This is a genomic window from Pseudomonas sp. AC172 (genome assembly GCF_979258595.1).
In genome coordinates, this window is record NZ_OZ409868.1 from 3085239 (window position 1) to 3109810 (window position 24572).

The window sequence follows — 24572 nt, forward strand, 5'->3', positions numbered from 1 at the left end:
ACATCCACTACCGTTGGTTTTAGCCTTTTTCGTCGATCCCGGCTTGCAGGGTCTGGGTGTCCAGATGCCCGCTCAGGGTGACCGGGCCGACTTTCAGGTTGCCGTTTTCCAGGGAAACCTTCGGTGCGTCTTCCTCGGCTTTATGTGGCAGATCAAGGCCCGCTTTGACGCCATAGTCACGGTTGCTCAGATCAGCACTGCTGACTTCCGAACCACCCAGATCGACCTTCCCGTCCGCTGCCGAAATCCGCGCGCCGGTCAGTTGTGTCGCGCCGCCAACGGTAAGGTTTACACCTTGGCTGGCACTGATCCCGGACGCCTGCGCAACGCTGTCCTTGTGCGCATATTCACCCTGCGCTTTCAGCGTCGGCTTGTAGTCGGTGCCGGCGAGTTTCTCCTTGTCGCTCGGTGGATTTTTCTTCGCGGTCAGGCCCAGATCGACATCGACCTTGGCATGGTTGCTCGCGTCCTGACGGCTTTCGACGCTCAGATCACCCGCGACCTTGCCGCTGACATCTTTAGCATCGATCCGCGCACCCGCCAGCCGCGCATCACCGGCACTGTTCAACACCACATGGTCAGCCTTGATCTGGCTGTTCTGCTGGGTGCTGCCTTGCAAGTAATCCACACCCACTTTGGCCCCGACGTTGAACCCGTGATCGCTGCTGGCCTTCTCATCCTCGGCGTTCGGGGTTTTGCTGCTCAGGTTGCCGCCGGCGTTTAATGCGACATTCCAGTTATTGCGGTTGTCGGTGGACTGCGCCGACTCCTGCACGTAACCGCCCTTCTGCGCGTCGATGCTGACGTTCGGTGCGCTGACCTGAGTACCTTGCAGGTGAATCGAATCACCGCTCAAGACGATGCCGTTCTGGCTGTTGAACTGGCCACCGCTGAGGGTTTTCGAATCCTCGTTGATCCGACCGATATTGAAGTTGCCGCTCAGATTGCCGCCCTGATCGCGGCTCTTCTCGCTGCTGGTTTTGCTGCCGCCGCCCTTCAAGCCGCCGCCGAGGTTGCTGCCGGTGGCGGTGTGGGTGTCAGTGGCCGCTTGCAGGTCGAGGTTGCCATCGGCGTGCAAATCGATGGCGCCAGCGCTGTCGATCTTGCTGCCTTGCTGGACTTGCTTGCCGCCGCTGCTGAGTTGCACCGGACCGTTGCCGCTGATGCTCGCCACATGGGCCTGCGTGTCAGTGGTTTGCTTGCCGGTGTGATCGAGCTGGAACCCGGCGCCGACATCGACGTTAGTGCCATCAGTGCCCGGCAAGGTGCCGACCGTCAGCGAGCCATTGCCGCGCAGGCTGCTGTCGTTGCTGTTCTGGCGGTCGTTGGCCTGATTCAGCGCCAGATCACCGCCCGAGTTGATGCTCACACCGCCCTGCCCGCCGTCGAAACGGCTGCCTTCGAACTGCGCATCGCCGCCGACCTTGATGTTCACACCCTGGCTGCCGGCATACCCGCCGACCACGGCGGTGGTGTTGTCCTTGCTCGACGCACTGCTGCCACCCGCACCGCTGCCGGCGACGTTCACGTCTTCACCGGTCTTGGTGTAGACGCGCACGTCGACCTTGGCATCCAGCGCATTGGCACTGCTGTTGTGCGTGTTGCTGACGGCATCGGCAAGCAGTTGGTCAGCGCTGATGTTCACTTGGCCGGCGCTGGCGTTGTATTGCGTGCCTTGGTCGTGCAGCGTGCCGCTGGTTTTCACATCGACAGTGCCGCCGTCAAAACGGCTGACCACAGCGTTGCTGCTCTGCTCGGTTTTGCTGGCGCTGCCATGACCGACCGCAACATCGATACCGACATTCGGCTGACCGAGATTGGCCAATGCATCCTTGTCCGGCACCTTGCCGTTGAGCACGTCCTTGACCGCGCCCGCGATCGGCCGGGCGATGTCCTTGTACTCGAAGTTGGCGCCGATGTCCGCCGACCAGTTGCTGTCGTTGTGCGTGCTGCTGTCAGTGTTGCTGGCCGCACGATTGTCGATTTCGTTGGCGGCGACGTTCAGACCGTTGCCAGCCTTGAGTTGCGCGCCTTCGGTAGCGAGTTTGTCGGCATTGACCGTCAGGCCGCCACTGCTCTGCACACTGGTGGTTTGCGCAGTGGTTTTGCTGGTCGAATCCTGCGCCGTGCTGTGGGCGAAATCGATCCCGCTGCCGGCACGGTCGAGGCCGCCGGTGTAGTAGAAACCACCGCCGGTGCTGGAGGTGTCGGTGGAGGTTTTGTGGCTGTCTGCTTCTGCGAGCAACGAGACGTTTTTGCCGCTCAACGTGGTGTCGCCAGCGGTGGATTTCACTTGCGCGCCTTTGAGCGTGACGTCACCGCCAGCCTTCACCTGCACACTGCCGCCGCTGAGGCTGGAGCCTTGCCGGGTGACATCGTTGCGGGTCACGGTGTGCTGCTTGTCTTCGTAGTGAATCCCGGCGCGATACTGCTCCGGCGTTTGCTCTTTGGCGTACGCATCGAAGCCACGGGTTTGCGTGGTGTCAGTACTGTCGTGAGTGTTCTGCGCGGAGGACACGTTGACGTCACCCGCCGCGTCGGCGGTCAGCGCGCCATCAGCCTTGACGGTCGAGCCCGCCACTTCAATATCCCTGGCGCTCTTGAGCTTGAGGTTGCTGTCAGACACCAGCTCACTGCGCACGGTGCTGCTGTCTTTGCTGTTCTGCCGCGACTCGTCCTTGGTGATGCCGAAGAACTTGCTGTCCTTGTCATGGTTGTTGCTGTGCGAGGTGTCCTGCACGCCGTCGATGATCAGCGAACCCTTGTCGCTGATCACGCTGGCGTCGGTGCCGCCGCGCACCTGGCTGCCGCTGATGCGCACATCGTCAGCCTTGACGATCAGTTTGCCGCTGGCGTTGATTTTGCTGCCCTGATGCTGGGTCTTGCCCTTGTCGGCATCGCCGGTCTTGCCGAAGAAACCACCACCGACCAAGTCACCGGAATAGCGATTGTCGCTGCTGCGATTGGTCCGTGTGGCGGTGGTGATTTCCACCTGTTTGCCGGCCAGTTGCACGTCGCCGGCGCTGCTCAATTCAGCGCCTTCGGAGCGCAACAGCGCGGCGGTTTGCAGGGCAATGTTGCCGGCCTTCAATTGGCTGGTGATGCTGCGCTGTTCTTCGCTGCTGCTGTTCCAGTCAGCTTTCCACAGGTGCTTGCGGTGGTTGCCTTGATCGCTCTGCGTGTGGCTTTCGGTGGCGGCGGTCAGGCGCAAATCGCCGCCGCTGTGCACGTCGAGATTTTTCGCGGCTTCGATTTTGGCGGCTTTCAGTTCAGTGTCTTTGCCGGACGACAACTTGGCGTCGCGGCTGGCGATAATCTGGCTGCCATGCTGGCGCGATTCACTGTCGGTCTGGGTGCGATCGTAGGTTTCCCAGGTGATGCCGATGGTGCTGTTGTTCCAGTTTTCACGCTTTTCCTGAAGCTTGCGGCTTTCGACCGTGGACAGGGTCAGATTGCGTTTCGCGTCGACGGTGACGTCGCGACCGCTAACGTCAGTGGCGGCCAGATTCAGATCCTTGCCGCTGTGCAAAGCGACATCGCCCTGACTGCTGCGGATACCGGCGCGAGTCACGTCGAGGCTGTTGGCCAGCGCTTCGCCGCTGACACTCAAGTCACCGGCCGAGCGAATCTGCACGCCGTCACGCCCGGCCATCTGCACCGCGCCAACCCGCACGCCAGCACCTTCGGCGGTGCTGACAATATTGATGCGCCCGGCCTGCATCGCGCCGAACAGGCTGGCATCGATGCGCTGGTCGGAAGTATTGCCCGCCGGATCCACGGTTTTCACATGACCGCTGGCGTAATCAACCTGATTGCGCCCGACCGTGAGGTTCAATTGATCGCGCGCGGTGATCGCGCCCTGGCTGTCGATACGCGGCGCGATCAGGTTGATCGAACCCTCGCCGTTGCGCAGCCCGCCGCTGTGAATCTGCAACTGACCACTGGCGTCGCGGGTATTCAGGCTTTGCAATTTGCCGTCATTCAATTCCGGGCGACCGACCACCAGATTAGCGTTCGGCGTGTTGATGAAGCTGCCGCCATTCACCGAGATGCCGTTGGGGTTGGCCAACACGTAATCGGCAGGTCGGCCGAAGATTTCCTGTGCACCGTTGATGGCCGACGGATTGCGGCTGATCACTTCGTTGAGGATCACGCTCGCGGCCTGGCCTTGCAGTTGCGGGTTGGCCGCCAGTTGCCCGGCCAGTTGCGATTGCCCGGCCTGCAAGGCGTTGTTCAGCACCAGGCCCTGACGGTCGACGTTGTAGTCGAGGAACTGGTTGTGCGACAGGCCCGAACCGTTGGGCGCGACGATGTTGACGATGGGCACACCGCCCTGAGTCTGCAATTGCGCGGTGCCGCCGGGACCCGGTGCGACCACGACGCCGCCGGCGATTGCGCTCGGCAGGTGCACGGCGAAGAACAGGCTGGCAATCGCCCAGCGCAATTTGCCCCGAGGCGAAAGATGAAATGCAAAGGTGTGTGCTGGCATAAAAACGTCTCCATGTGAGTACGGCATCACGTTGCGCGTTTAGTCTTGGCCGTGGCTGACGCGCTCAGATCCGACGGCTGTTTGTTCACTGCGTTGTTCAGATTTGCAGGCCCACGCGCATCAACCAGGTTTCAGGCTCGTGCTGCAGACCGTTCGGCGTGTTAAGCGCGCGCTGGTAATCGACGTCCACTTGCAGATTCTTCCAGCCCAGATTCAGGCCGACACTGGCGCCACTCAGGCGTTGGCCCTGCGCGCCGTGATCGGCCTTGATCCAGCCGTGGTCGAGGCCCACGCGCGGGGTGATCTGCAGCGGCCACTCACTGCGCAGCGGCAGGCGCAGGGTGTTGCGCCAGATCGCGCCGCTGGCGCCGGAGGCACTGCTGACCCGGTAGCCACGCACCGCCGAATCGTCGGTGCCGAGAAGCTGTTCGATCGCCGGCAACGGATCCGGGCTGTACTGCACATTGAGCTGGCTCTGCCACTGCCAGACCTGCGCGCCGAACTGACCGTTACGCCATTGGCTGAGGCCGGCGCGGTACTTGCGGAACTGCGCCTTGGGCAGGTTGTTGATCTGCTGCTGCGAGTCATCGTCGGCGCCCAACCAGCGCAGACCCTGGGCGTAATTGACGTCGAGGTTCCACACCGCGCGGTCGAGCCAGAACAGATTGAGTCCGGCCTCGGCCACGGTCAGGGTCGGGCTCTGAATGCCGAGGCGAACGTCTTGCAGATAGCTGTCGACATCCTTGTGCGCCAGTTGCAGGTTGGCGCTGAGCTGACGGCTCTGGTCGCGCCACAGCACACGGTCGGCGCGCAGGCTGACTTGATCGGTGATACCGGTGCTGTGGAAGGTCACGCTCGGCAGTTTGAACGGCGCGCGGTATTCGGCGTGGCTGGCGAACACGCTGTAGGTCCAGTAGCCGTAAGGAATCGCGTAGTACAGGCTGGTATTGCGGCTGTAGCGGTCGCCCTGATTGAGCGTGTCGCTGGCGCTGAGGCTCAACAAGTCGTTGAGTTGCAACGGGCTGTCGAGACTGAGGCTGACGGTGTCGCGATCACGTCCGGTGCTGGCGCTGCCGAGGTTGTCGATCCCCGCGTTCAAGGCCCAGCGCGAATGCACAGCGGTGCGCGAACGCAGGATGATCCGCGAGGCGCCGGGCTGGCTGCCGGGGGCGATATCGGCGGTGAGATCGATCGAGCGCAGTCGATTGAGTTGATCGAGGCCCTGCTCCAGATCGCGCAGGTTCAACGGTTCGCCGAGCATTCCCGGGAACGCGCCACCCAACGAAACCGGCAGACTTTGATCGGCCAGTTCGATGGACTCGATGTAGCCTTCGTCAACGCGGATATCCAGCGACTGCCCCGCTGCCGGTGCGCTAACCAGATACGGGCGGCTGGCGATGTAGCCCTTGTCGACGTAGCTCGCGGTGATAGTCGCCAGCAGATGATTGATCTGGCCGACGCCCATGCACGGCGCCAGCAGCGGTTTGATCCGCGCGTTGAGTTTGTCGCTGTCGATCAGCGTGACGCCGCCGATGCGCGCGCCGCTCAACGGCCAGCAACGTTCATCGGGAGCAACCGCTTGCGGGATGGTCGGGGTGATCGGCGTCGAGCCGAACGCGCCGCGCTCCAACTGTCGCTTCCTTTGTTCAAGTTGCAGTTGTTGCAGATCGCGCTGCTGCTGTTGCTGCTGGCGCAACACTTCCTGACCCGGCGCGGCAGGTTCGGCCGCTTCAATCGAGGAGGCACAGACACACAACACAAAGGCCGACAGCAGCGGGCAAAGCGGGGAGCGACGGCGAAAAACAGCGCGAAACGGATACGGCACGCAACATCCTTGCGATCATGAAATGGCGTAATGCCATGTCATCAATGATCGTGATAGTCGGAGCCCTCCTACACAAATGCAAGACGCTTCCTACAGCGCTTACATTTCTTAAACAATTGCTTTGCCTGGTTTTATTGTCAGCAGCAAGGCCACGGCGCTGCACGCTATCAGGGTTTCCCCGAGGGCTTGAAACCAGCCGGCGAGCATCAGACCCGCGCCGATCAGCAAGTAATACATCAAACCCAACAACGCCCCGGCGGTGCCCAGTCGATCAGCGTAATCGACCAGCGCCGAACCGAGTACGTTCGGAATCGCCAGGCCAAACGCCAACACCACCAGCAACATCGGCAGGACGAACGCAACACTGCCTTGCAGCGACCACACGCCCGCACCACCGAGCAACGCGATGCCAGCCGCGAGGCGAATCAACTGCAATGCCTTGAACCCGGCCGCCAATAAACGCCGGTTGAGCCATGCTCCAAAACCTGAACCCAGCGCGAGGATCACGCCGCTGTAACCGAACACACTGGCGCTCACCCCCAGCCGCTGAAACATGAACGGAGCGAGGCTGTAATAGCTGAACAACGCCACGTTGAACGAGGCAATCCACAGCGCCGAGCGCCAGATTCCAGGGTCACGCAACATGCGCCCGAGGGTTTCGAGCAAACCAACATGGCGCGTTGGCTGGGACCGGGTTTCCGCCAGGGTGTACCAACTCCACAGCCACAACAGCGTTGCCAGCAACAGCAACACGCCAAGCACACCGCGATAACCGAAGGCCTGAACCAGACTGGCCCCCGTGAACAAACCAATCGCCGGACTGGCCGCCAGCGCGATGCCCACCAACGAAAACACCTGCGCCAGTTCTGCGCCTTTGAAGCGGTCACGCAACACGGTTTGCGTGACCACCGAGCCCACCGCCGCACCGAACGCCGCCAACATCTGTGCCAGTAACAAGCCGTTGAAACTGCTGACCCGCAGGCCTAAAAGCGTGGCAATTGCATAGATTGCCAGTCCCGCGAGCATTGCCGGGCGCCGACCGATGCGATCACACAAACGCCCCCATACCACCACCCCGACGGCAAACGCGAGGAAATACACGGATAACGTCTGCGCCGCTGCTTGCGGGCCAACGTTGAACACACGCCCGATATCACCGAGCGCCGGGCTGTACAGGGTTTGCGCGATCTGCGGAAACATCAGCAGCGCGATCGCCAGCAGCAAGAAATTTCTGTTGTGCATCCTTCATCACTCCTCTCATAAACCGCCGAGGAGTTTAAGAATCGAGGAGTGGCGTATTATCCGAACCCTGCCAACTAATCGCTGAAATCGGACATTCCATGGCTTGGCTCGATGCCCACGCAACCTTTGACGCTGATCGCTTTCAGGCCCCGGTGATTGGCATCGCCTCGACCCTGGGTGATCACGATTCCGGGTTGCACCGCCATCAACGCGGGCAACTGCTGTACACGCGCCAGGGCTGCACGCGCATTACCTTGGCGCAGCAATTGTGTCTGCTGCCGCCGTCGCGGGCGGCGTGGATTCCGCCGGGTGTCAGCCATCGGGCGGTGATGCAGCAAAGCGTCGACTACCGCTCGATCTATCTGATCCCCGAACTGTGCGCTGCACTGCCGCAGCAGGTCTGCGTGATTGAAGTCAGCCCGTTGTTGCGTGCGGTGCTGGAACCGATGGCGCTGGCCGATTTCGCCAGCGATTGGCAGCAGGGCAAATTCGCCCATCTGCTCGGCCTGTGCCTGAGCGAAATCGCGGAAGCGGCGCAGCAACCCATGCTGTTGCCGTTACCTCAGGACAAGCGCCTCGCGCCCCTGCTGAAAACTCCCGAGCGACTGCCGCCGGAACTGCAAGTGCTGGAACACCAGATCGGCGCCAGCAGCCGCACCATCGGGCGAATCTTTCAGCGCGAAACCGGCATGAGTTATCAGCAATGGCGCCAGCAGTGGCGCTTGATGCGCGCGATGGAATTGCTCGCCACCGGGCGCAGTTTGAGCTACTGCGCTTTCGAAACGGGTTTTGCCAGCGACAGCGCCTTCATCGCCTTCTTCAAATCCATGACCGGCAGTACACCGGGCCACTGGCTCAAGTGAGCAACTGACGATCGGCGTCAGAAATCATTTGCGACTAAATATTACCTGCGTCATATTACAGCCGTAATAACGACCCGCTTACGCAGGTAATCCGCCATGACCAGCATGCCCACCCTCGAACCTGTTGTGGTGAAGACCAAGCCGCCCCTGCTTAAACGCTTGCTGCTTCCCGGCGCCGGATTGCTCGCGCTGATCTTCGTCGGGGTCTACGCCGTGCATTGGTGGGGCGCCGGGCGTTTTCTCGAAGAAACCGACGATGCCTATATTGGTGGCGATGTCACGGTGATCGGGCCGAAAGTCGCCGGTTACATCGATGAAGTGCTGGTCAGCGACAACCAGCCTGTGAAGGCCGGCGATGTGTTGATTCGCCTCGACGCCCGCGACTATCGCGCCAACCTCGCCAAGGCCGAAGGCGCCGTGGCCGCCGAAGAAGCCCTGCTGGCCAACCTCGACGCCACCGAACAACTGCAACAAGCAGTGATCGGCCAGGCCCGCGCCGGCATCGACGCCGCTGGCGCAGAAACCGCGCGCTCGCGGGATGACAACACGCGCTACAAACGTTTGGTCACCACCAACGCCGTGTCGGTAGAAAGCGCACAACGCGCCGACGCCACCTTCAAAACCGCGCAAGCCCTCAGCGCCCGCGCGCAGGCCGAATTGCTCGCCGCGCAACGCCAACTGGCGGTGATCGACACCCAGAAACAACAGGCCCGCGCCGCCCTTCAGCAAGCCCGGGCCGAACGCGATCTGGCACAACTGAACCTCGGCTACACCGAACTGCGCGCGCCGGTCGATGGGGTGATCGGCAATCGCCGCGCACGAGTCGGCGCCTATGCCCAGGCCGGTTCACAGCAGTTGTCAGTGGTGCCGGCCAGCGGCCTGTGGGTGGATGCCAATTTCAAGGAAGACCAATTGGCGCGGATGAAACCCGGACAACGCGTGAGCATTCGTGCCGATGTGCTCTCCGGTCAGGAATTCCACGGTCGCCTCGACAGCCTCGCCCCCGCCACTGGCTCGCAATTCAGCGTGCTGCCGCCGGAAAACGCCACCGGCAACTTCACCAAAATCGTCCAGCGCGTACCAGTACGGATCCTCCTTGACCCGGCTGACGGCGTACTCGGGCACTTGCGCCCGGGCCTGTCCGTGACGGCAGAAGTCGACACCCGTGCACAACCGGAAACCAGCGCCGTGGCCGTCGCACCATGAGCTCCGCCCTCGCCGCCCCGGCGCAACCGTTCAACGCGGCGGACATGGCGACCGCGACCAAGGTATTCGCCTTCGCGACCATGTGCATCGGCATGTTCATCGCGCTGCTCGACATCCAGATTGTCTCGGCTTCGCTGCGCGATATCGGCGGCGGGCTGTCTGCCGGCACCGATGAAACCGCGTGGGTGCAGACCAGTTACCTGATCGCCGAAATCATCGTGATTCCGCTGTCCGGTTGGCTGTCACGGGTGTTCTCCACGCGCTGGTTGTTCTGCGCGTCGGCGGTCGGCTTCACCCTCGCCAGCCTGCTCTGCGGTGTGGCCTGGAACATCCAGAGCATGATTGCCTTTCGCGCGCTGCAAGGTTTTCTCGGCGGTTCGATGATCCCTCTGGTGTTCACCACGGCGTTCTTTTTCTTTACCGGTAAACAGCGGGTGATCGCTGCGGCAACCATCGGTGCGGTCGCGTCTTTGGCACCGACAATGGGTCCGGTGATCGGTGGCTGGATCACTGATATTTCCTCGTGGCACTGGTTGTTCTACATCAACCTGGTGCCGGGGATTTTCGTTGCCGCGGCCGTACCGATGCTGGTGAAGATCGACCAGCCGGAACTGTCGCTGCTCAAAGGCGCGGACTATCTGAGCATGGTCTTTCTCGCGCTGTTTCTCGGCTGCCTGGAATACACCCTCGAAGAAGGCCCGCGCTGGAACTGGTTCAGCGACCAGACCATTCTGACTACCGCGTGGATCAGTGGCTTGGCAGGATTGGCATTCATTGGCCGCACCTTGCACGTGGCCAATCCGATCGTCGATCTGCGCGCCTTGAAGGATCGCAATTTCGCCCTCGGCTGCTTCTTTTCGTTCGTTACCGGCATCGGCCTGTTCGCGACGATTTACCTGACGCCGCTGTTCCTCGGCCGGGTGCGCGGCTACAGCGCGCTGGACATTGGTCTGGCGGTTTTCTCCACCGGTGTGTTCCAGATCATGGCGATTCCGCTGTATGCCTTTCTGGCCAATCGCGTTGATCTGCGCTGGATCATGATGGTAGGTCTGGGCTTGTTTGCGGTGTCGATGTGGGAGTTCAGCCCGATCACCCACGACTGGGGCGCGGGGCAATTGATGCTGCCGCAAGCGTTGCGCGGGATCGCCCAGCAATTGGCGGTGCCGCCAGCGGTGACGCTGACCTTGGGAGGGTTGGCGCCGGCACGCTTGAAGCATGCGTCGGGGTTGTTCAATCTGATGCGTAATCTGGGCGGTGCGATTGGTATTGCGGCGTGCGCAACCATTCTCAATGACCGCACCAACCTGCACTTCACGCGGCTGGCCGAGCATCTGAACAGCAGCAATGAAGCGATGAACCAGTGGCTGTCGCAGGTCGGTGGCAACCTGGCGAATCTGGGCCAAAGCGGCGACGTCGGCGTCACCGCCAGCCTGCGCCAGTTGTGGCTGCTGACCTACCGCGAGGCGCAGACGCAAACCTACGGCGACACCTTTTTGATGATCGGCGTGTGTTTCCTCATCGCCACAGCGATGGTGCCCTTGATGCGCAAGGTGCAACCACCGGCCGCGCCGAGTGCGGATGGGCATTGATCCCGACTTCGAAATCGCCACGGTCCTCTGTAGGAGTGAGCCTGCTCGCGATAGCGGTGTATCAGCGAAGCAAATGTCGACTGACACAGCGCCATCGCGAGCAGGCTCACTCCTACAGGGATTTGTGTGTACTCAGGCCTGCGGGGTTTTGCGGAAGCCCACCGCCAGACGATTCCAGCTGTTGATGGTGCTGATCGCCACGGTCAGGTCGACCATTTCTTTCGGCGTGAACTGGGCAGCGACCACTTCGTAATCTTCGTCCGGGGCATGGGTGAGGCTCAGTTGGGTCAGCGATTCAGTCCACAACAGCGCAGCGCGTTCGCGGTCGCTGAAGAACGGTGCTTCACGCCAGGCGGTCACCGCGAACAAGCGACGCGGGGTTTCGCCGCCCTTGATTGCATCAGTAGTGTGCATGTCGATGCAGAACGCGCAGCCGTTGATTTGCGAAGCGCGCAGCTTGACCAGTTCGATCAGGCTTTTCTCCAGCGGCAGTTTGGAAACGGCGGTTTCCAGGGCGATCATCGCTTTCAGTGCGTCTGGGGAGGCGGTGTAGAAATCGGTACGAGGTTTCATGGTGGCTCCGGGCAGCAAGTGAATGTGTGGCTACGTTAGTCCTCGTACCGGGTTCGGCAAATAGCCAATATTCGAGAAGATCAGGAGGCCACTCGGTGTTCCCGCTGACCGCTCGTCAGCCAATCGGCACCAAGGGTTCGGCGCGTCAGACCAATATCAGGTACATGCCCTTTCTGGAGATGGATCATGATCACGCGCAAACTCACCTCGTTACTGCTCGCGGGCCTGCTGGCCACGGCATCGGCCGCCAGCTTCGCTGCCAATGATGGCGCTGACGCCACCGGCACCAAATCCGGTGGCCCGACCAGCACAACCACACCGCCAGACAACACCCCGGGCGCGCCTTCAGGCGGTAGCGGTTCTTCGGGCACAGGTTCCGGAACAGGCACCAATGGTGGCGCCAGCGGTTCGGGCTCGGGGGCTGGTGGCGGCACCGGTTCGGCCGGCGGCGGGACTGGCGGTGCGGGCGGTGGCACTGGCGGCTGAACGAACAAGAGCCATCCGCGGTGAAACACATCCTCGGTTTCTAGGGGGGTTCACCTAATCCTGGCTCAATGAAATTCCCTGTGGGAGCTGGCTTGCCAGCGATAGCGTCAGCACAGTCGACATCTTCCTTGACTGACCGACCGCCATCGCTGGCAAGCCAGCTCCCACAGGTTTTTGTGTTGGTTTGCAGATCAGCGATCAGAGCGCATCAACTCGGCCAGACCACTGTCCAGTGACAACACCGCCGCACGATTGCGACCGGCATTTTTCGCCTGATACAACGCCGCATCGGCGCGCTGGATAAACACTTCCAGGCTGTCATTGCCGCTCGGGATAAACGAATAGCAGCCCAGACTCACCGTCAGATACCCGGTCGGCGAGCCGCTGTGGGTGATGTGCTTGTCGATCACGCTGCGCCGAATCTGCCCGGCAATCGCCAGTGCGCCGTTGATGTCGGTGTCCGGCAACAGCACCGCAAACTCCTCGCCACCATAACGCACCGCCAGATCAGACTTGCGCTGACAGCAGGCCCGCAGCACCTGAGCGACTTGGGTCAGGCAATGATCCCCCGCCACATGCCCATAGGCATCGTTGTAGCGCTTGAAGAAATCGATATCGAGCATGATCAGACTGACCGGACTGACCTGTCGCGCGCCCCGGGCAAATTCGATCTCCAGGGAACGCTCGAACAAACGTCGATTGGCCAACCCGGTCAGGCTGTCGTGAGTGGCGATCTGTTCCAGCGTACGCTGGGCCTTGCGCAGGTTTTTCTCGATCCGCTCACCATCGCGCACCTGATGAATGAACACCCAGCCAAACAGGCCCACGCCGAGAATCACCAACGCGACAATCACACTCGACTGGAACGCACGCTCGTACCAGCCCTTGAGAATCGTGTCGCGCGAGGTCGCCGCCGACACCACCAACGGATACGCCGACAAGCGTCGATAACCGTACAAACGCACGACGCCGTCGACCACTGAGTTGATCATCGCCGTGCCGGCTGCGGCTTCGGGCAGCAACGTGCGATAAATCCGCCCTTGCGCCAGCGAGGTGCCGATCAGGTTTTCATCAAACGGCCGACGTGCGAGCAACGTGCCGTCGCTCAACCCGAGAAACATGATGCCTTTATCATCGAGGCTGAAGCTTTCGAAGAAGCGGTCGAAGTACGACATCTTGATCCCGGCCAGCAACACACCCTGAAAATTGCCGGCATGATCATTGATGCGTTTGGAAATCGGGATAATCCACTCACCGTTCTCGCGACTGCGAATCGCCGGGCCGATGTGCGCCAGCGTCGAGGCGTTCTGCTGGTGAAATTTGAAGTATTCGCGGTCCGCCACGCCCTGGCCACGGGGCAGATCGGCGAACGAAGTAATCACCCACTGGCCCTGCGTGTCGAAGAGAAACATGCCATGCAACTGATCGAGTTGCTGCACGCGCCGAGCGAAGGTTTTCTGCAGCCGTGGTCTTTGCGCTGCGCCGTAACCGTCGTCCTGAATCCAGTCGACCAGACTGGTCATCACCAGATCGGCGGCCAGAAAGGTGTCCTCGGCCTGCTGCGCCATGGCCCGGGTCAGGTTGCTCGAGGCCATTTCCGCCACCGCCAGATCCTGGCGCCGCGACTGCTCCAGTTGCAGATACAGCAAACCGGACAGGCACAACCCCACCGCAACGATAAACAGTACCGCCGCTTTGCGCAGCGGCAGGCGTTTAAGGGTGCCTCCGGGGGCCTGATGCGGATCGTGAATGGGGATAGGCAAAAGCAAGTCCTGGGCAGGTACGGCAAGGGCGCCAGCGGGTAAACCCTTATGTTTGTGAGCGTAGCCCACCGGAATCTACGGGGCAAACGCCCCGGTCCCGCCCAGGTATATCGGCGCGCAACGAGTTTGGATGATCGCTGTTCGCCGATTTATTTTCGATTGCTTCTTTAGGGTTAGTCAGTTGTGAAGGGCCAGGCGCCGCATCGCACTGTGCAGGTGTGCCCGCGCACTGGCCGGATCGCCTTCGCGCATCTGCTCGTACGCCCGTTGCGCAATCGCACGGGGCACCGGTTTCAATTCCCGTTGCGTGGCCAACGCCAGCAGTTGCACCTGAGCGGCGCGCTCCAGGTAATAGAGATCGTCCCAGGCTTCGGCGATGGTCGGGGCGGCGACGATCACGCCGTGGTTTTTCAGGAACAGAATGTCGGCGTCGCCCATGACCCCGGCGATGCGATCGCCTTCGGACGCGTCCAGCGCCAGGCCGTTGTAGTCCTCGTCGACCGCCGTGCGCCCGTAGAACTTCAGTGCGGTTTGCCCCAGCCACAACAGCGGCGGTCCTTGCAGCAGACACAGCGCCGTGGCGTGAGGCATGTGGGTGTGGAAGGCGACTTTCACTCGCGGCAGCTGTTTATGCAGGCGCGCGTGGATATAGAACGCCGTAGCTTCCGGCTGGCCTTCACCCGCCACCACGTTGCCCTCGAAGTCGCAAACCAGCAGATTCTGCGCGGTGACTTCGGCGAAGGCATAGCCGTAGGGATTGACCAGAAACAGATCGTCATGCCCCGGCAGCATCGCTGAAAAGTGATTGCAGGTGCCCTCCTCCAAACCGTGCAACGCGGCCAGTTGAAAGCACGCTGCGAGTTCGCTGCGCGCGGTGATGATCGCTTCGGTGTCGAGATTCAGCGCTGTCGGGCGTGAGGCCCGTGCACTGGTGGTCAGGGTGTGAGCCATGAGGATTCTCCGTGATTACCAACCCAGGGATTTGAACAGCGGCAATACCTGATCAAGGCTGTTGAGGATCGCGTCGGGCTGATAGTCCGGCAGCAACTGGCGACCGGTGCCGCGATCGATCCACACACAGCGAAAGCCCATGTCCCGCGCCGCCGTGTGGTCAAGCATGGGACTGGCACAGATGTGCACGACTTCATCGCGGCTGATGCCCAATTGCTCATGAGCGTAGTCGAACAGGCGTGGCGCCGGCTTATAGGCGCCGGCCTGTTGCGCGGTGATCACGCGGTCGATGTGGCCGCCGAGTTGCGCGACGTTGCCGGCGATGATGTCGTCGTCGGTGTTGGAGACGATGCACAGTTTGAAACCCATGGTTTTCAATTCACGCAGGGTCTCGATCACCTCGGCAAACGGCGGCATCTTCGGGATCGCGGCAGCCAGACGCTGGCTGTCTTCGGGCAGGCTGGGCAGGCCCGATTCTTCCAGGGCCAATTGCAGGCCGAGGGTGCTCAGCTCGCGGAACGAACGGTGCGGCGGGGTTTGTTCGAGGCGATGTTCATGGCGGTCATAGACGTCAATCAGGTGCCCGACGTCGACCTGATGCTCGCCCTTCTCGCCGAGGATTTCGCCGACCACCGCTTTGAGGCCTTCGTCCCATTGAATCAACGTGCCGTAGCAATCGAAGGTCAGCCACTGCGGGCGTGGTGTGTGGATGAGTGTCATTGGTCGAATCCTCCGTCGTGAGGACTTCACCTTATGAGCGCGCGGTGATAGTGTGAAATTAAATAAACAGCCAATAGTCAGTTGAAAAACCACTATCGAGAAACGCCGCCATGCTGGATCTGGAACTGTTGAAAACATTTGTCTGCGTGGTCGACGAAGGCAGCTTCACCCGCGCCGCCGAGCGCGTGCACCGCACTCAGTCGACAGTCAGCCAGCAGGTGCGCAAACTCGAAGAGCTGGTCGGCCACGCCCTGCTGCTGCGCGACCGTACCGGGCTGAATGTCGCCGTCACCGAGCACGGCGAACTGCTGATCCACTACGCGCGCCGTTTACTGGCGCTGTCAGCCGAAGCCACCGAAGCACTGGCCAGCGACCTCGATCTGGAAATCCTCCGAATCGGCATGCCGGAGGACTTTGACGCGCGGCGCATGGCGCTGATCCTTGCCGGCTTCACCCGCAGCCATCCGCAAGCAAGGCTGGAAACCCTCAGCGGCATGAGCCTCGATCTGCGCCAGCGTCTGGATGCCGGCGACATCGACATCGCCCTGATCAAGCGCGAACCCGACAGCGGCCCGGCGTGGGCGACCTGGCCGGAGCGGCTGGTGTGGGTCAAAGGTGCGGAGCTTGATTCGTCCACTGGCGTGCTGCCCTTGGCGTTGTTTCCGCAGGGCTGCCTGTATCGGCAGCGGGCCATTCGTTTGCTCGATGTTGTCCAGCGCCCTTGGCGGGTGGCGTTCGGCAGCCACAGCCTGACCGGGATTCAAGCAGCGGTGGCCTCAGGGTTGGGAGTGTCGGTGCTGCCGATGTCGGCGGTGTTGCCTGAGCATCAGGTGTGTACGGATCTGCCGGAACTGGCGCCGACGGAGTTGGCGTTGGTTAGTCGTGATGGGGTGTTGAGCGGGTTGCAGCGCGGGTTGGTGGAATTTTTGCGTGGGGAGTTGGGGGCGGATGCCGGGGGATTCGCCTGAAATCCCCCTTGCTTCTGTTATCGGGGTTTGTTGATTTCCCGCAGCAGATCCGCGACGGGTATGTTCATGGTGTTGGAGTAGTAGGGTTTGTAGCCGTAGGCGGTGACGACGACTTTGCAGGGGATCTGTTGTTTGTTGGAGAGGAGTTGGTTCAGTTCTGACGCTGACAAGTCTCGCTGCGAACCCCCACCGTTTGAAAGTTCACTCATGAATGTACAGGTCAAGTAGGAGAACCCCATTTTACTGCTGGCGTCTTTTTCGGGTTGTATTACACCAAATGCAGTAAATCGCATAAATTTCTTAATAGAAAAATCTTGGTCATCCGACAAAGCGCACTCGAGCATGCCTGAAGCCATACCCACCCTTTCTCCTCGATCAAAAAGATTAAGGACATCGACATCCGACTGATACCGAATGACATACAGAAGCGAACTATCATCCCTCTCAATAGAGCGGAAGACCAAGTTCGCAGGAGGTTTTATATGGTCTTTAGCACAACCGGAACAAATACATAGAAATACGCAAAGTAAGAACTTACTCACCCGAAAACTCCTTCATGATGGATTCGAACAAGAAGTCGCTCGCCGATTTCCCGCCTGCTATGGGCGCATTGAATAGCCCGAATGCGTTGGCATGGTTCGTATCGACACTGACATTCACCGAGGGACCGCATGAAACAAGCCATTTCTCGCCAAAATCAGCCACCCCATCTGACGGGTCTCTCTGAGTGGGTGCAGCCTTGATATTTATCCAGTCATTGGTAATTGGCTCAGGTCGCTCGCGATAAATATCCGACCCCAGCCAAACCAAAGCCCCCTCTCCTACCGGATCAAGAGTGATCAGCATCTGAACCCGGTAGCCCCATTCCGACATGATTTTTGTCAAATGAGCGCCATTCCATCCACCGAGGCTATGTCCGACGATATAAACAGGACAACTCTTGTAAGCAATAAGGCTCAAGACATGACGCTGAATATCCTGTTTTCCTCTGACCTCGTTGTAGCCTAACCAATCTGACTTGTACCTACCCTGTTTTTGCAACTTTCGGGTGCGGTCATCAAATGTCACCCATGCCTCTCGGATATTTTATACGGTCCGGAAAAGTAATATCTCTCTTTGTCGCCAGCCCCACCAATAAATAAAACAATCGCCTTGGTACTCTCCACCGGCACAGGCTTGTCACTGACATCCTTCTTGTCCGTCAGCGCATGTTCCTTGTGAAGCTTGTAATTGTTGCCCTTTGCGCACGTTACCGTTTCAGCAGCCATACCTCACTCCTCCAAAAACAACTTGATGGTTTCAGGCAGGTGCGAGCTGACTTGGTGAGTAAATCCGTTCGCGTCAGACACCCCATGTTCCAGACGTCCGTCAGCGCGCTGAATAACGTAAGGATGATCAGGCATCGGCTCACCGGTTACGTCATTGACCAGTTTCAACCTGTCAGTGAAATGCACCGGCATCGGTAACAAGCCACTGAAGGGAGCCGATGTCACCGTGTCACCGTGTCACCGATGATGACCGTGCCTGAACCGCCGATGACGACGTTGCCGTGCCCACCGGTGCTGTCCAGTGTCGCGGCGTTCAAACCGTTGATGAACACCGTCGACGCAACAGCACCGGTAATCGGGCTGCCGCAGGCGGATTTGTCAGTCATTCGCGCAGCCGCCAGACCGTCGAAATTGACATTCGGCGAGCCACTGGCTAGGGGATTGGTGCCATGTCCCGGCAATGGACAGGCGGTTGGATCGGTGACGCGGGCGGCGGGTTTTCCGCTCATGAACAGCTCCTTGCAATGTAACGTGGTCATCCTTTCGGGGGTGCAAGCATGCGGGAGTTCGCCGGGTACTTCAAACCTCCAGACCAAAAAAGGCGCCCGATCGGGCGCCTTTTTGATACGTGGAAACCGCTCAGGTTAGCGCGACGGCGGCACCCGGATATCCCCCGCCCGGCACTGGGTTTTCACACCCTTGCCACAGGCGCCGAACTGCAAATCCTTGCCCATGCACACGCGCACTTCCGACAGCTCCGGGCCGCTGCAAATGACGGCGATGCCATCGGCTGGAATGCCCGGGTTGGCTTTGCGGAACAGGTCGGCGATTTCCTGAGCTTCGAAGTAGTAGGAGCTGCTGAACGGTTGCAGTTCGTCCGGGATTTTCACCGCCGCGACCGCTTTGTCCGCTTCATCCAGATAGCCCATCGCGCCGAGGCCGCTGCAGGTGCCGTGCTTGGACCATTCGTGGTCGAGCAGTTTCTTGGTCGGGAAGAGCGTCAGGCCTTTGCTGGTTTGCGCCGCGTTCAGCGTGGTCAGCGGCGGGCAGGATTCCGGCCAGCCGCCCTTGGCGTATTGCGGCCACAAACCGTGAAGCACGAAGCCGTAGCCCTTGCCCGTGCACTGCGAGTCATCTTTGTGGGTCAGACAAAAGGTCGGCGACCAGGACAGCGCCAGCAGGTAATAATCGAACACCCCCGCCACCGATTCCGCCTGCGCATTGCTCGACTGCGATTGGCGCGCCGAACTCAAACCAATGCTACCGGCCGTCAGCGCAATCATTGCCAAAATTGTAAACAGCTTTTTCATCTACCCGCTCCTTGGGACGCCTGCGTCCGTGGTTTTCGATCCTGACCAGACTTGGCCAGCGCTGATTTCGACACGCTTGTGTTGCAAGCGCATGACGCAAGGCAACACCGTACCCCGTTGAAAGGTCTACGATTAACAGGCAGACATCAAACCAAGGGATCCGAAATGAGTAAAGCAGACGAACTCGCCGCCAAACTCAAGCAAACCCGGCACACCCATGCGGATGCCGCGCTGGAGATCGATTGCTGGCCGGCGCAGGTGTACGACTTGTACCACCGCATCGAAGCGTGGCTGCAACCGGTGACTGAAGTCGGCCTGAAGATTCGGCGCAATCCGACCCACGTTTGCGAAAGCTCGCCCGATGGCGAAACCCACGATTACGCCATCGACCAACTGGTGATCGAAGCCAATCATCAAACCCTGACATTCGATCCCATTGCGCGGTTTACCGAGGATGGCGCCGGGCGGGTGCAGATCATCCCGTCAGCCACGGATACCTATCTGCTGCGTACCGTGGATGAGCACGGTGAAAGCCATTGGTGGGTGCAGTCGCTTGAAACAGGTCAGCAGCTGGACGCCATCGCACTGACCGAAAACAATCTTTTGCTGGCGGTGCAGGAAGGGCTCGGCCTCTAGCCCCGATTACTGCCGCCGCGCCGAGCAAAACTCGACGATCACCTGCGATAGCGCATCGATCATCTGCGGCTCAGCGTGAGGCGCGACAAACAAGCGGAACTGCGCGTCCGGTAACGCCGGCAAGCCCTGTTCCGCTTCCAGCGCGACCAAGCCTTGCCCCAGTTGACTGACCGGCATCGGCGCCACGGCAAACCCGGCCAACGCCGCTGCGCGCAACCCGGCGGTGCTTGAACAAAGCATCGCTGTGCGCTGGGAAATGCCGGATTGAGCCAATCGCGTCAACGCCGCCTCGCGATACGGGCAAGGCTGGGGGAACAGCGCCAGCGGCAATGGCTTCGGCAACTGCGTGACAGGTTGCGCGGCCCACGCCCACACAAGCGGCTCCTGCCAGAGTAAACGCCCCGACTCGCCGGTTTCACACAGCGAACCGATGACCATCTCCAGATCGCCCTGCCGCATCTGGCCCAGCAACGTCCCCGGAATATTTACCTGCACATCGATCTCCATACCCGGATGCTGCGCCGCGCAATCCTGCAACGCGCGCAGCAAACGCGCCTCGACAAAATCTTCGGACACGCCAATCCGCATCCGCCCCTGAAACGGCGTGCGCGTGAGCTGCGCCCAGGCATCGCGGTTCAACGCCAGAATCGTCCGCGCATAGGCGATCAAACGCTCGCCGTCGGCGGTGAGTTGCTGAGAACGGGTGGTGCGCTTGAGCAGCGGCTTGCCGACCTGTTCTTCGAGCCGGCGCAGATGACCGCTGACCGCCGATTGCGTCAAATGCAGTTTTTGCGCAGCACGGCTGAAGCCGTCCTCATCGACAACGGTGACAAAGGTCTTCAACAAAAGGGCGTCGAACATAGTTAGATACGTGATCAATGGACAATTTATTCACGATTTATAGTTTGAAGCGCGCTATGTTGCAATGCCTCGCACTCACTACCCGACTGCGAGGCTTCACGTGACCACCCTTCTTCACATCGAATGTTCACCGCGCAAACAGCGCTCTGCCTCACTGCAAGTGGCGCGCAGCTTTATTGATCGCTATCTGCAGCATCATCCGCAGACCCACTTCGAAACCCTGGATCTGTGGGGCATGTCGCTGCCGGAGTTCGGCGAGGACGCAATGAACGCCAAGTACGCAGGCCTCAATGGCACGCCGCTGACGCCCGCCCAGCAATCGGCGTGGAATGAACTCAAGCACCTCGCCGCGTACCTGCATCGCGCCGACGTGATTGTGCTGTCGGTGCCGCTGTGGAATTTCAGCATTCCGTACAAGCTCAAGCACTTCATCGACCTGGTGTCGCAGAAAGACATCCTCTTCAGTTTCGATCCCCTGCACGGTCTGCAAGGTTTGCTGAAAAACAAAACCGCCGTGGGCGCCTATGCCTGCGGGATGGATTTCTCTGCGCAATCGGCCACACCCGCCGAGCGTTTCGATTTTCAGAAACCCTACGTGGCCGCGTGGCTCGAGTTTATCGGCATCAGCGATGTGCATGAGTTACGCGTCGAGAAGACCATTCTCGGCGAAGACATCGATCGTCAGGCGCGCCTTGCGGCCTCACAACAGGCGCGGGATCTGGCGGATCATCTCGCCGCAAATGAACCTGTCAAAACTGTAATCCCCGCCTCAGCCAACTGAAAGCTGGCGCTGGTTAGCCTCCCCGTCATGAGTCACACGGGGATTTCCAGCGCATGCCTTCCCACCCATCACGACGCACCTTCGTCAATGGCCTCGCCGCCGGCAGTCTGCTCGGCGGCCTGGGCCTGTGGCGCACGCCGGTCTGGGCGCTGAATGCGCCCGCTCAATTAAATGAACTGAGCGGCAGCGACTTCGAGTTGTTCATCGGCGAAACCCCGGTCAACTTCACCGGCAGCCCGCGCACCGCCATGACCATCAATGGCAGTCTGCCCGGCCCGTTGCTGCGCTGGCGCGAAGGCGACACCGTGACGCTGCGGGTGCGCAACCGGCTCAGCGTCAGCACCTCGATTCACTGGCACGGCATTCTGCTGCCGGCGAACATGGACGGCGTGCCGGGCCTGAGTTTTCACGGCATCGAACCGGGCGGCGTGTACGTCTATCAATTCAAGGTGCGGCAGAACGGCACCTACTGGTATCACAGCCATTCCGGCTTGCAGGAACAGGCCGGCGTCTACGGCCCGCTGGTGATCGACGCCAAGGAAGCGGAGCCGTTCCAGTACGACCGCGAGTTCGTGGTGATGCTCAGCGACTGGACCGACGAAGACCCGGCCAGCCTGATGAAGACCCTGAAAAAGCAATCCGACTACTTCAACTTCCACAAACGCACTGTCGGCGACTTCATCAGTGACGTCAGCGAAAAAGGCTGGGGCGCCACCGTCGCCGATCGCACGATGTGGGCAGAAATGAACATGAACCCCACCGACATCGCCGACGTCAGTGGCGCCACCTACACCTTCCTGATGAACGGCCATGCACCGGATAACCACTGGACCGGCCTGTTTCGCCCCGGCGAAAAACTGCGCCTGCGTCTGATCAACGGCTCGGCGATGACTTACTTCGACGTGCGCATTCCCGGGCTGAAAATGACGGTGGTCGCGGCGGATGGCTTGCACGTCAAACCGGTCAGCGTCGATGAACTGCGCATCGCCGTGGCCGAGACTTACGACGTCATCATCGAGCCGGACGCCGAGGCGTACACCCTGTTTGCCCAGGCCATGGATCGCACCGGTTATGCCCGTGGCACCCTCGCCACTCGCGCCGGACTCTCTGCGCCCGTGCCGGCTCCGGACCCGCGTCCGCTGGTGAGCATGGACGACATGGGCATGGGTGGCATGGATCACGGTTTGATGGACATGAGCGCCATGGATCACTCGACGATGGGCCCGATGCAATCCCATCCCGACAGCGAAAAAGACAATCCGCTGGTGGACATGCAAGCCATGACCACCGCGCCTAAACTCAACGACCCCGGCCTCGGTCTGCGCAACAACGGCCGCCGCGTGCTGAGCTACGCCGACCTGCGCAGCACTTTCGAAGACCCGGATGGCCGCGACCCGAGCCGCACGGTCGAATTGCACCTGACCGGCCATATGGAAAAATTCGCCTGGTCGTTCAACGGCATCAAATTCTCCGACGCCGAACCGTTGCGCCTGAAGTACGGCGAGCGCATCCGTCTGGTGCTGGTCAACGACACGATGATGACCCACCCGATTCACCTGCACGGCATGTGGAGCGATCTGGAAGACGAAAACGGCGACTTCCAGGTGCGCAAACACACCATCGACATGCCGCCTGGCACCCGCCGCAGTTACCGCGTGACGGCCGACGCACTGGGCCGCTGGGCTTATCACTGCCATCTGCTTTACCACATGGAAACGGGCATGTTCCGCGAAGTGCGGGTGGAAGCATGAAGGGGCCGCTGATGATTCGATTCACTGCGTTTGCCTTGCTGCTGATCGGCAGCTCGGCGATGGCCGCCGGCGACATGCCGGGCATGGATCACAGCCAGATGCCCGGCATGGATCACCCGGCCATGCAAAGCATGGACGACGGCATGATGCAGCCCGCCGCCCCGACCGAAAGCCGCACGCCGATCCCGCCGCTGACCGACACCGACCGCGCCGCCGTGTTCACCAGCCCCGGTGGCCATCAGGTCCACGACAGCAAAATCAACACTTACTTTCTTGCCGACAAACTCGAATGGCAGAACGCCGATGACGGCAGCACGTTGGCCTGGGATCTGTCCGGCTGGATCGGGGGCGATATTGATCGGCTGTGGCTGCGCTCCGAAGGCGAACGCAGCAATGGCAAGACCGAAGACGCCGAGATTCAAGCGCTCTGGGGCCATGCGATATCGCCGTGGTGGGATGTGGTCAGCGGCGTGCGTCAGGACTTCAAACCCGGCGCGCCGCAGACCTGGGCCGCGTTCGGTTTGCAGGGCATGGCGCTGTACAACTTCGAAGCCGAGGCCACTGCGTTTATCGGTGAAGGCGGCCAGAGCGCCGTCCGGTTGGAGGGTGACTACGACATCCTGCTGACCAATCGCCTGATCCTGCAGCCCACCGCCGAACTCAATGTCTACGGCAAAAACGATCCACAACGCGGTATCGGTTCCGGGCTTGCCAATACCGAAGCCGGCCTGCGTTTGCGCTATGAAATCAGCCGTGAATTTGCGCCCTACATCGGCGTGACGTGGAACCGCACCTACGGCAACAGCGCCGATTACGCCCGTGAAGAAGGCGAGGATCGCAGCGAAGCACGCCTCGTGCTTGGCGTGCGGATGTGGTTTTGAATCCCCTTGGAAAACAACCCGGAGCTCTTGCATGCGCACCTTGAAAATCACCCTCGTACTCGCCAGCGCCTTGCTCCTGAGCAACCTCGCCCAGGCCCACCCGAAACTGCTCTCGTCGACCCCGGCCGAAGGGGCTGACGGCGCCGCGCCAGACAGGATCGAACTGCATTTTTCCGAGAACCTGCTGACGCAATTCTCCGGCGCCAAACTGGTCATGACCGAAATGCCCGGCATGGCCCATTCGCCGATGCCGATGAAAGCCAAGGTCAGCGCCGGCAGCGACCCGAAAAGCATGCTGATCACCCCGCTCTCTCCGTTGCCCGCCGGCACTTACCAGGTCGAATGGCGCGCGGTGTCCAGCGACACGCACCCGATCACCGGCAACGTCACGTTCAAAGTGAAGTGAGCG

Annotated in this window: 22 protein-coding genes and 1 pseudogene; 10 read left to right on the forward strand and 13 right to left on the reverse strand. The window is 60.8% G+C overall.

Features of this window, described 5'->3' with window-relative positions:
• Nucleotides 1-19: 19 nt before the first annotated feature.
• The 3 genes from ACZ0A4_RS13745 to ACZ0A4_RS13755 all read right to left on the reverse strand — a co-directional run bounded on the left by ACZ0A4_RS13745 (nt 20) and on the right by ACZ0A4_RS13755 (nt 7556).
• Nucleotides 20-4489, reverse strand: coding sequence for a hemagglutinin repeat-containing protein (locus ACZ0A4_RS13745; RefSeq protein ID WP_463575164.1), 4470 nt, complete (start codon nt 4487-4489; stop codon nt 20-22).
• 97 nt (nt 4490-4586) lie between these two features.
• Complete coding sequence (locus ACZ0A4_RS13750; RefSeq protein ID WP_463575166.1) at nt 4587-6314, reverse strand: ShlB/FhaC/HecB family hemolysin secretion/activation protein; 1728 nt, start codon at nt 6312-6314, stop codon at nt 4587-4589.
• A 108-nt stretch (nt 6315-6422) separates the two neighbouring features.
• On the reverse strand, nt 6423-7556 hold the full coding sequence (locus tag ACZ0A4_RS13755) for an MFS transporter (protein ID WP_463575167.1): 1134 nt from the start codon (nt 7554-7556) through the stop codon (nt 6423-6425).
• 98 nt (nt 7557-7654) lie between these two features.
• On the opposite strand from ACZ0A4_RS13755, the gene ACZ0A4_RS13760 reads away from it, so the two are divergent.
• The 3 genes from ACZ0A4_RS13760 to ACZ0A4_RS13770 all read left to right on the forward strand — a co-directional run bounded on the left by ACZ0A4_RS13760 (nt 7655) and on the right by ACZ0A4_RS13770 (nt 11214).
• Complete coding sequence (locus tag ACZ0A4_RS13760) at nt 7655-8419, forward strand: AraC family transcriptional regulator (RefSeq protein ID WP_463575168.1); 765 nt, start codon at nt 7655-7657, stop codon at nt 8417-8419.
• 96 nt (nt 8420-8515) lie between these two features.
• Nucleotides 8516-9625: an HlyD family secretion protein gene (locus tag ACZ0A4_RS13765; RefSeq protein WP_463575169.1), complete on the forward strand. Its 1110-nt coding sequence runs from the start codon at nt 8516-8518 to the stop codon at nt 9623-9625.
• Nucleotides 9622-11214, forward strand: a complete 1593-nt coding sequence (locus ACZ0A4_RS13770; protein ID WP_463575170.1) for a DHA2 family efflux MFS transporter permease subunit — start codon at nt 9622-9624, stop codon at nt 11212-11214. Before ACZ0A4_RS13765 ends, ACZ0A4_RS13770 begins: the two co-directional genes overlap by 4 nt.
• Before the next feature lie 132 nt (nt 11215-11346).
• Here the strand turns inward: ACZ0A4_RS13770 and ACZ0A4_RS13775 are convergent, their stop codons facing one another.
• Nucleotides 11347-11787: a carboxymuconolactone decarboxylase family protein gene (locus tag ACZ0A4_RS13775; protein WP_463575171.1), complete on the reverse strand. Its 441-nt coding sequence runs from the start codon at nt 11785-11787 to the stop codon at nt 11347-11349.
• Between the two features lie 186 nt (nt 11788-11973).
• Between ACZ0A4_RS13775 and ACZ0A4_RS13780 the strand changes: the two genes are divergently transcribed.
• Nucleotides 11974-12273 carry a hypothetical protein gene (locus ACZ0A4_RS13780; RefSeq protein ID WP_463575172.1) on the forward strand — a complete coding sequence of 100 codons (300 nt, stop codon included), beginning with the start codon at nt 11974-11976 and terminating at the stop codon, nt 12271-12273.
• Nucleotides 12274-12464: 191 nt separating this feature from the next.
• Here the strand turns inward: ACZ0A4_RS13780 and ACZ0A4_RS13785 are convergent, their stop codons facing one another.
• The 3 genes from ACZ0A4_RS13785 to ACZ0A4_RS13795 all read right to left on the reverse strand — a co-directional run bounded on the left by ACZ0A4_RS13785 (nt 12465) and on the right by ACZ0A4_RS13795 (nt 15707).
• The gene (locus tag ACZ0A4_RS13785; protein ID WP_463575173.1) at nt 12465-14036 is read right to left on the reverse strand and encodes a sensor domain-containing diguanylate cyclase; all 1572 of its coding nucleotides are present in this window, start codon (nt 14034-14036) and stop codon (nt 12465-12467) included.
• A gap of 177 nt (nt 14037-14213) precedes the next feature.
• Entirely contained in the window at nt 14214-14987 is a 774-nt protein-coding gene (locus tag ACZ0A4_RS13790; RefSeq protein ID WP_463575174.1) for an aldolase, read from the reverse strand.
• Nucleotides 14988-15002: 15 nt separating this feature from the next.
• On the reverse strand, nt 15003-15707 hold the full coding sequence (locus tag ACZ0A4_RS13795) for a haloacid dehalogenase type II (RefSeq protein ID WP_397482411.1): 705 nt from the start codon (nt 15705-15707) through the stop codon (nt 15003-15005).
• 110 nt (nt 15708-15817) lie between these two features.
• Between ACZ0A4_RS13795 and ACZ0A4_RS13800 the strand changes: the two genes are divergently transcribed.
• The gene (locus ACZ0A4_RS13800; RefSeq protein ID WP_463575175.1) at nt 15818-16675 is read left to right on the forward strand and encodes a LysR family transcriptional regulator; all 858 of its coding nucleotides are present in this window, start codon (nt 15818-15820) and stop codon (nt 16673-16675) included.
• A gap of 17 nt (nt 16676-16692) precedes the next feature.
• Here ACZ0A4_RS13800 and ACZ0A4_RS13805 read toward each other — a convergent pair whose 3' ends face one another.
• The 5 genes and pseudogenes from ACZ0A4_RS13805 to ACZ0A4_RS13825 all read right to left on the reverse strand — a co-directional run bounded on the left by ACZ0A4_RS13805 (nt 16693) and on the right by ACZ0A4_RS13825 (nt 19253).
• Complete coding sequence (locus tag ACZ0A4_RS13805; RefSeq protein WP_463575176.1) at nt 16693-17217, reverse strand: hypothetical protein; 525 nt, start codon at nt 17215-17217, stop codon at nt 16693-16695.
• Nucleotides 17210-17743 (reverse strand): alpha/beta hydrolase, encoded by a 534-nt coding sequence (locus ACZ0A4_RS13810; protein WP_463575178.1) that lies wholly within the window; start codon nt 17741-17743, stop codon nt 17210-17212. The genes ACZ0A4_RS13805 and ACZ0A4_RS13810 overlap by 8 nt, the downstream gene beginning before the upstream one ends.
• The gene (locus tag ACZ0A4_RS13815; RefSeq protein ID WP_463575179.1) at nt 17740-17943 is read right to left on the reverse strand and encodes a hypothetical protein; all 204 of its coding nucleotides are present in this window, start codon (nt 17941-17943) and stop codon (nt 17740-17742) included. Before ACZ0A4_RS13815 ends, ACZ0A4_RS13810 begins: the two co-directional genes overlap by 4 nt.
• 3 nt (nt 17944-17946) lie before the next feature.
• Nucleotides 17947-18452, reverse strand: a pseudogene (locus ACZ0A4_RS13820) (PAAR domain-containing protein).
• A gap of 135 nt (nt 18453-18587) precedes the next feature.
• The gene (locus ACZ0A4_RS13825; protein ID WP_463575180.1) at nt 18588-19253 is read right to left on the reverse strand and encodes a ribonuclease T2; all 666 of its coding nucleotides are present in this window, start codon (nt 19251-19253) and stop codon (nt 18588-18590) included.
• A gap of 165 nt (nt 19254-19418) precedes the next feature.
• Between ACZ0A4_RS13825 and ACZ0A4_RS13830 the strand changes: the two genes are divergently transcribed.
• A complete protein-coding gene (locus tag ACZ0A4_RS13830) occupies nt 19419-19889 on the forward strand; it encodes a hypothetical protein (RefSeq protein WP_463575182.1) in 471 nt (156 codons plus the stop codon).
• 6 nt (nt 19890-19895) lie between these two features.
• Here the strand turns inward: ACZ0A4_RS13830 and ACZ0A4_RS13835 are convergent, their stop codons facing one another.
• A complete protein-coding gene (locus ACZ0A4_RS13835) occupies nt 19896-20750 on the reverse strand; it encodes a LysR family transcriptional regulator (RefSeq protein ID WP_463575184.1) in 855 nt (284 codons plus the stop codon).
• A 100-nt stretch (nt 20751-20850) separates the two neighbouring features.
• Between ACZ0A4_RS13835 and ACZ0A4_RS13840 the strand changes: the two genes are divergently transcribed.
• From ACZ0A4_RS13840 to copC, 4 genes are read left to right on the forward strand one after another with little or no spacing between them, the layout of a single operon-like run.
• Nucleotides 20851-21531 carry an FMN-dependent NADH-azoreductase gene (locus ACZ0A4_RS13840; protein ID WP_463575186.1) on the forward strand — a complete coding sequence of 227 codons (681 nt, stop codon included), beginning with the start codon at nt 20851-20853 and terminating at the stop codon, nt 21529-21531.
• Between the two features lie 53 nt (nt 21532-21584).
• Nucleotides 21585-23282, forward strand: coding sequence for a copper resistance system multicopper oxidase (locus ACZ0A4_RS13845; protein WP_463575188.1), 1698 nt, complete (start codon nt 21585-21587; stop codon nt 23280-23282).
• Nucleotides 23283-23293: 11 nt separating this feature from the next.
• Nucleotides 23294-24163: a copper resistance protein B gene (locus ACZ0A4_RS13850; RefSeq protein ID WP_463575190.1), complete on the forward strand. Its 870-nt coding sequence runs from the start codon at nt 23294-23296 to the stop codon at nt 24161-24163.
• Between the two features lie 31 nt (nt 24164-24194).
• Complete coding sequence (gene copC / locus ACZ0A4_RS13855; protein WP_463575191.1) at nt 24195-24569, forward strand: copper homeostasis periplasmic binding protein CopC; 375 nt, start codon at nt 24195-24197, stop codon at nt 24567-24569.
• The last annotated feature ends 3 nt before the right edge of the window (nt 24570-24572 follow it).